We start from the raw sequence: 7,001 nt of genomic DNA, 5'->3' as shown, positions 1-7,001 counted from the left end.
CGTATTGATGGTGCGCTGCGAGTCTGCCATGTGGTCCCGCAGCGCAACAGGAGTCGGAGGCGATAGTTCTCGAAGTTGCGGAACCCGAAGCCGAGCCGCTTGATGTTCTTGATGATCAGGTTCCGGCCTTCAGTGGCGGCGTTAGTCAACCCGGTGGTGTGCCAGCGCAGCAGGGGCCGTTCCCAGCGTCGGATCGTCTTCGCGAGCCGGGTGAGCTCGGGGACCTCGGCGTCATCGCAGGCGGTGTAGAAGTCGACGAGGCGCCGGCGGGCCTCGAGGGGAGGGTCTGTCAGATGAACGGTGGATCTGACAGACCCGCCCCCGAGAACTCGGAACCACTGGTCGACCCGCATTAGGCTCGGCGACGATGGCCTTCCCCACGAAGTTGTTGAACCGCAACGAGGAGATCGTTCTCGATCTCCGTCCGCACTGGTGGTACATCGCCCCCCATTCGGCCGCGCTCGCGGGGGCCGTGATCCTGGGGATCGTGGTGTTGGCGGCCGACGCGGCCGACGCCCTCAAGTGGATCGTCGGGCTGCTGGTTCTCGTCGCGGTCGGCGCCTTCGTCGCGCGCTACATGCGGTGGGCCGGGATGAACTTCGTGGTGACGACCGAACGGGTCATCTTCCGCTCCGGGATCGTCTCCAAACGCGGCATCGAGATCCCGCTGGAGCGCATCAACACCGTCTTCTTCAACCAGTCCGTCTTCGAGCGGATCCTCGGATCCGGGGATCTCGGGATCGAGTCCGCGGGTGAGGGTGGTCGGCAGAACTTCGAGAACGTGCGTCGACCGAATTCCGTACAGCAGGAGATCTACCGCGCCATGGAGGACGTCGAGCAGCGGCGCCTCGAGGCCTACGGCCGGACGATGGCTGCGGGCGCGGCCGAAGCCGGGACCGCAGCGGCTGCGGGGGAGAGCGCCCCCCGGGAGACGATTCCCGAACAGATCGAGCGCCTCGACTCACTGCGGGCCCGCGGCATCATCACCGAAGAGGAGTTCGCGGCGAAGAAGCGCGACCTCCTCGACAGGATGTGATCGTCCCGGCCGTGGCCGCCACGGCACGCGTGGGCGAGATCGAACTGCACTACGAGAGGTTCGGGGAAGCGGATGACCCGCTGCTCGTCCTCGTCGCCGGCCTGAACACCCAGGCGATCTCGTGGCCGCTGCCGTTCTGCGCCGCACTGGCCGACCACGGTCTGTCGGTGGTGCGGTTCGACAACCGCGACGTCGGCCTGTCCACCCATCTCGACGACTCCGGGTTCGGGCGCCGTGACGTGGACGCCATGATCGTCGGTGAGCCCCACGCCCCGGTCCCTTACACCCTCTCGGACATGGCAGCCGACGTCGCCGGCCTCATTTCGCACCTGTCGGCGGATCCGGTGCACCTGTTCGGCACGTCGCTGGGTGGGATGATCGCCCAGTCCGTGGCCATCGAGCACCCCGGGGTGGTCGCGTCGCTCGCCTCGCTGTCGTCGTCGACGGGTGAGCCCGAGGTCGGCCAGCCGACACCGGAGGCGCTCGCTGCGATCATGGAGCCGGCCCCGGAGGGTCGGGAGGCGTCGATCGAGCGGGGAATCGCCGTGCGGGAGGTGTGGTCGAGTCCCGGGCACCACGATCCCGAAGCGCTGCGTGACTACTTCGACGAGTGCTGGGACCGTCGCCCCGCCGACGCCGACGCGGACGCCCGCCAGGCCGCCGCCTACCTCGTGTCGCCGCCCCGTGACGCGGGCCTGCGGGGCATCGGCGTGCCCACGGTCGTCCTGCACGGGGACCGTGACACGCTCGTCGGCCCCTCGGGTGGTGAACGCACGGCGGCGCTCATCCCGGGGGCGCGCCACGTCGTGCTCGAAGGAATGGGCCACGACATGCCCGAGGCCTACTGGCCGACCATCATCGACGCCGTGGTCGCGAACATCGAGCACGCCCGTGTCGCCGCCCCGGGTCCGAGATAGGACGAGATTGGAGATGTCCATGGGTGTTCTCGACGGAGTCCGTGTGGTGGAGATCGCGGGAATCGGCCCCGGCCCCTTCTGCGCGATGATGCTGGCCGACGCCGGCGCGGACGTCGTGAGAGTGGACCGTGCATCAGCCGCGCAGGACCCGCCGCCGACCGGCGCCCACGACGACATCTTGAACCGGAGCCGCCGCTCGGTGGCCGTGGACCTCAAGAAGCCCGAGGGGGTCGAGACGGTTCTCCGTCTCGTGGACCGGGCCGACGTCTTCATCGAGGGATTCCGGCCCGGTGTGGCCGAACGCCTCGGCATCGGGCCCGATGTCTGTCTGGAACGCCGGCCTTCGCTCGTCTACGGCCGGATGACCGGCTGGGGTCAGAGCGGCCCCTACGCGGCGGCCGCAGGCCACGACATCGACTACATCGCCCTGTCGGGAGCGCTCGGCGGTATAGGCCGTGCGGGCGAGACCCCGGTCCCGCCCCTCAACCTGGTCGGGGACTTCGGCGGCGGTGGGATGCTGCTCGCGTTCGGCGTGGTCGCCGCGCTGGTCGAGTCCCGCACCTCGGGTCAGGGGCAGGTGGTGGACGCTGCGATGGTCGACGGGGCGGCGCTGTTGTCGACGATGATCTACGGCTTCCACGGTCACGGCCAGTGGGGTCCCACGGGGACGAACCTGCTCGACACGGGCGCGTGGTTCTACGAGGTCTACGAGTGCGCGGACGGTCGCCACGTGGCCGTCGGCGCGATCGAGCCCCAGTTCTGCGCGGAGCTCGTCCGCCTCGTCGGACTCGACGCAGCCGATCTGCCCGACCAGAACGACCCCTCGACCTGGCCCGAGATGAAGGACCGCCTCGCCGAGGTCTTCGCGACGAGGACCCGGGCCGAGTGGTGCGAGGTGCTCGAGGGGACCGACGCGTGCTTCGCCCCGGTGCTCTCGTGGGACGAGGCGCCCCGCCATCCCCACAACGTCGAGCGGGGCACCTTCGTCGAGGTCGCCGGCATCACCCAGCCCGGGCCGGCGCCGCGGTTCTCCCGCACGCCGTCGTCGGTTCGTCGTCCGGCCCCTCATCCCGGCCGTGACACCGACGAGGCTCTCGCCGACTGGGGGTTCGCAGCCGACGAGGTGGCGGCCCTGCGCGACCTCGGCGCCGTCCGCTAGGAGATCGCATGGCGACCCTGGTCTGTTTCCACGCCCACCCCGACGACGAGTCGATCGCGACGGGCGGCACCATGATCCGTGCCTCCGAGGACGGTCATGACGTCGTGCTCGTCGTGGCGACCGATGGTTCCCACGGGGAGGTGGCTCCCGGCCTGCTCGAAGCGGGCGAGACGCTCGCCGAGCGCAGACACGGCGAACTCCTCGCCGCGGCGGAGATCCTCGGCGTCGGCCGCGTCGAGATGCTCGGCTACCGGGACTCCGGGATGATGGGGGAGCCCACGAACGAACTGGAGGGGTCCTTCTGGACCGCGGATGTGGCCACAGCGGCCGAACGTCTCGCCGTGATCCTGCGCGACGTGGGGGCCGACGTGTTGACGATCTACGACGACCACGGCGGCTACGGCCACCCCGATCACATCCAGGTGCACAGGGTGGGTACGCGCGCGGCGGAGCTCGCCGGGGTCGAGCGGGTCTTCTGGGCGACGATGAACCGTGATCACCTCCGTCGCGGCATGGAGGCGAATCCGGACTTCCGCGAGAGCTTCGACGACGAGTCCCGCGAAACCGTCGACTCGGCGTCGTTCGGCATGGCCGAGGACGACATCACCCATGCCGTCGACGTGCGCGCTCACCTGGAAGCGAAGCGCGCGGCGATGGCGGCCCACGCGTCCCAGATCGACGAGGCGAGCTTCTTCCTCACCCTTCCGGCGGCCGCCTTCGCAGACGCGTTCGGTACGGAGTGGTTCGTCGCCCCCGGCGTGACCCGTGAGGACGGTTTCGTCGGGGACCTCTTCGACGGCCTCCCGGGCTGAGAAGCGGCCCGTGTTCGCGTCAGCGGTGCTGGACTGGCACGAGAACGTCGCCTGGGCCGTCGTGGTCGGCAACGCCGCCGCCGGCTTCTGGGCCCTCGGAGCACACTGGATCGAGGCACTTCGTCGCCGGGCGCTGTGGTGGTTCGTAGCCGGGGTGCAGGTACTGCTGTTCGTGCAGGTCGGACTCGGTGTCGCCGTGGTCGCCCGTGAGGACATCGAGGCGCCCGAGTTCCACATGTTCTACGGCTTCGTGGCGCTGATGGCGGTGGGCATCGTCTACAGCTACCGCCAGCAACTCGCGAGCCACCGGTACCTGCTGTACGCCGGCGGGAGCCTCTTCATCGCCGGTCTCGCGATCCGGGCGATGCTGATCGGCCCCGAGGCGACCCTGTAGAGCCGGGCTCCGGTCAGAGGTTCACGACCGGGCAGGTGAGTGTCCGGGTGATGCCGGAGGTCATCTCGATCTGGCTCACGACCATGCGGCCGAGTTCGTCCATCGTGTCGGCGCTGGCCTTTGCCAGGACGTCGTAAGGTCCAGTCATCACGTCGGCGAACTCGACGCCGTCGACCGCACGGATGGCCCCGGCGACCTCGGGGGCCCTCCCCATCTCTGTCTGGATGAGGACGTACGCGCTGACCGACATCTGGTGATCCCCCTGCTCGTGGACACGGCCGAGGGTAGACGGTTCCGGGGCGGGGCGTGAATGTTCACGCGCCACCCCGGGACCGCGTGGGCAGGGATGTCGGCACGGCGGACCGCGTCGGCGTGGTCCCGACGGGTCAGTTCGAGCCGGTGGTCTCGATCGCCGGGTTCTCGGCGCCGATGGCGACCTTGCGCGGCTTGGCGGACTCGGCCACGGGGATCGACACCCGGAGGACCCCGAGGTCGTATGCGGCGTCGAGTTTGTCGGCGTCGAGCGTGTCGCCGAGGTGGAGCCGCCGGTGGATGGTGCCGTAGGGCCGGCCTGCGGTGACGAGCGTGCCGCCGTCGGCCGACGGGCGCTCCCGGGTGAACGAAAGCGAGAGTTCGCGGCCGTCGACGGTGAGATCGATGTCGTCGGCGGACACGCCGGGCATGTCGAAGAGCAGCTCGACGCGGTCCTCGTAGCGGATGACGTCGTAGGGGAGGCTCCCGCTGCCTGCCGACGAGCGGTCGTTCAGGCGGTCGAGTTCCTGGAACAGCGGATCGAAGTTGCGGAACAGCATCGGATTACCTGTCCTTTGTCTGGTCAATAGATCTGAGTGTGATGCACTCATGTCTGCCAACCTCGCAGGACACCGGGCTATTCCCGGGCGCGGCGATGGCGCCCTTCCCGGTCACAGGGCCGGGGGACGGTGAGGGGACCGCGGTGGTGCGGATGCTCAGATCGGGTCGTCGGGAGGCAGGACGTCGACGATGCCCAGCTCCGCGTAGCCCGCCTTGATGTAGTTCTCGCGGAACATCTGGCGCAGCTCGCGTGCGGCGGCATCGAATTCCGCGCCATCGGCCCAGGTGTTGCGGGGATCGAGGATCTCGTCGGGGACCTCGTCACCGGGGAAACTCGTCGGGATGGTCATGCCCATGATGGAGGTGCGCGTCGTCTCCGCATCGTCGAAGCGGCCCTCGAGCGCAGCGTCGAGAAGAGCGCGGGTGTAGCGCAGCGGCATCCGGCTGCCGACGCCGTAGCGCCCACCGGACCAGCCGGTGTTCAACAGGACCGAGCGGGCGTTGTGCTGTTCCATGCGTTCGGCGAGAAGCCGGGCGTACACGGAGGGTCGGTGGGACATGAACGGCGCCCCGAAGCAGGAACTGAAGGTCGCCTGGGGTTCGGTGACGCCGACCTCGGTGCCGGCGAGCTTCGAGGTGAATCCCGTGACGAAGTGGTAGAGGACCTCTTCGGTGCTGAGCAGTGAGATGGGAGGGAGCACGCCGAATGCGTCGGCCGTCAACAACACGATGGTGCTGGGATGGCCACCATGGGCGCCCTCGGCGACCTTGGGGTTGCACGCCAGCGGGTAGGCGAAGCGGGTGTTCTCGGTGATGGAGTCGTCGGTGAGGTCGAACTCCTGGGGGTCCGTCTCGGTGACGGGCCGGTCCGGGAGCGGGGGCACGTTCTCGATGTGGGTGCCGGGCCGGGAGAGCGCCGCTGCGATCACGGGCTCGTCGTCCTTGTCGAGGTCGATCAGCTTGGCGTAGCAGCCGTCCTCGAAGTTCGAGATGCCGTCGTCGGTCCACACGTGTTCGTCGTCGCCGATCAACAGACGGTCGGGGTCCGCCGACAACGTCGTCTTGCCGGTTCCCGACAGGCCGAAGAGGATCGCGACATCGCCGTCGCGGCCGACATTGGCCGAACAGTGCATCGTGAGTTGCCCCGCTGACGGAAGCACGTAGTTCATCACCGTGAACATGGTCTTCTTCACGACGCCGGAGTAGTCGGCGCGGCCGAGCACGAGCCCGATGCGGTTCTTCAGGTCGATGATGACCGCGCGGTTCGACAGCGTGCCGTCCCGGTCGGGATCGGTGTGGAACGAGGGAACGTCGAGAAGTGTCCAACCGGTGTCGGAGCGGTCACCGTCGGTCTGGACGTCCTTCGGGAACATGATGTTCGCGAAGTGCGCGTGGGTGGCGTACTCGCCGACGAAGCGGTAGGGGATCGCGAACTTCGGCTGCCAGCCGCAGAACACGTCGGTGGAGTACAGCCGGGCGTTCTTCTCGTTCAGGTAGGCGACGACGCGTGCGAGGAGGCCCTCGTAGGCCTCCGGGTCGAACTGCTGGAAATCCTTCTTCCACCACACCTCGTCGCGGAACTCCGGCCACGCCACCGCGAAGGTGTCCTTCACGGGCCGCCCGGTGCAGGTCGGGTCGGTGTAGAAGACCAGCGGGCCGTCGTCGCCAAGGCTCGTGGCGAACGCCTTCTGCGCATCGTCGGAGCCGCCGGTCTCGATCCGCCCGCGGTCGTTTTCCACGGCGGCCGCGAAGAGCTCCTTCTGGCTGAGCCCGTGGTGCAGGTCGACTGTGTCGAGCCCGAGCTTCTCGCGGAGCTCTGCGAGGACCCGGGCGGAGGCCTCGGGCGTGGATGGCGGATTCATCTTTCCTC

General features: G+C 68.7%; 9 protein-coding genes. 5 read left to right on the top strand and 4 right to left on the bottom strand.

Annotated features, from left to right (window positions below):
* On the bottom strand, positions 1-353 hold a 353-nt coding region (locus tag RIE08_01530; GenBank protein MEQ8716267.1), incomplete at its 3' end, for a transposase.
* Positions 354-367: 14 nt separating this feature from the next.
* On the opposite strand from RIE08_01530, the gene RIE08_01525 reads away from it, so the two are divergent.
* The 5 genes from RIE08_01525 to RIE08_01505 are packed head-to-tail and all read left to right on the top strand — an operon-like array spanning position 368 to position 4,318.
* Positions 368-1,036: a PH domain-containing protein gene (locus RIE08_01525; GenBank protein ID MEQ8716266.1), complete on the top strand. Its 669-nt coding sequence runs from the start codon at positions 368-370 to the stop codon at positions 1,034-1,036.
* An 11-nt stretch (positions 1,037-1,047) separates the two neighbouring features.
* A complete protein-coding gene (locus RIE08_01520; protein ID MEQ8716265.1) occupies positions 1,048-1,953 on the top strand; it encodes an alpha/beta fold hydrolase in 906 nt (301 codons plus the stop codon).
* Positions 1,954-1,972: 19 nt separating this feature from the next.
* Entirely contained in the window at positions 1,973-3,112 is a 1,140-nt protein-coding gene (locus RIE08_01515; GenBank protein ID MEQ8716264.1) for a CaiB/BaiF CoA-transferase family protein, read from the top strand.
* An 8-nt stretch (positions 3,113-3,120) separates the two neighbouring features.
* On the top strand, positions 3,121-3,924 hold the full coding sequence (locus tag RIE08_01510) for a PIG-L family deacetylase (GenBank protein ID MEQ8716263.1): 804 nt from the start codon (positions 3,121-3,123) through the stop codon (positions 3,922-3,924).
* A 10-nt stretch (positions 3,925-3,934) separates the two neighbouring features.
* Positions 3,935-4,318 (top strand): hypothetical protein, encoded by a 384-nt coding sequence (locus tag RIE08_01505; protein ID MEQ8716262.1) that lies wholly within the window; start codon positions 3,935-3,937, stop codon positions 4,316-4,318.
* A gap of 13 nt (positions 4,319-4,331) precedes the next feature.
* On the opposite strand, the gene RIE08_01500 is transcribed toward RIE08_01505, so the two are convergent.
* From RIE08_01500 to RIE08_01490, 3 genes are all read right to left on the bottom strand, one after another.
* Positions 4,332-4,568, bottom strand: coding sequence for an Lrp/AsnC ligand binding domain-containing protein (locus RIE08_01500; protein ID MEQ8716261.1), 237 nt, complete (start codon positions 4,566-4,568; stop codon positions 4,332-4,334).
* 136 nt (positions 4,569-4,704) lie between these two features.
* Complete coding sequence (locus RIE08_01495) at positions 4,705-5,130, bottom strand: Hsp20/alpha crystallin family protein (protein ID MEQ8716260.1); 426 nt, start codon at positions 5,128-5,130, stop codon at positions 4,705-4,707.
* Positions 5,131-5,286: 156 nt separating this feature from the next.
* Positions 5,287-6,993, bottom strand: a complete 1,707-nt coding sequence (locus RIE08_01490) for a phosphoenolpyruvate carboxykinase (ATP) (GenBank protein MEQ8716259.1) — start codon at positions 6,991-6,993, stop codon at positions 5,287-5,289.
* Between the last annotated feature and the right edge of the window lie 8 nt (positions 6,994-7,001).

It is taken from the genome of Acidimicrobiales bacterium (genome assembly GCA_040219085.1).
Lineage (GTDB): Bacteria > Actinomycetota > Acidimicrobiia > Acidimicrobiales > JAVJTC01 > JAVJTC01.
This window is presented reverse-complemented; position numbering and strand designations above follow the sequence as displayed.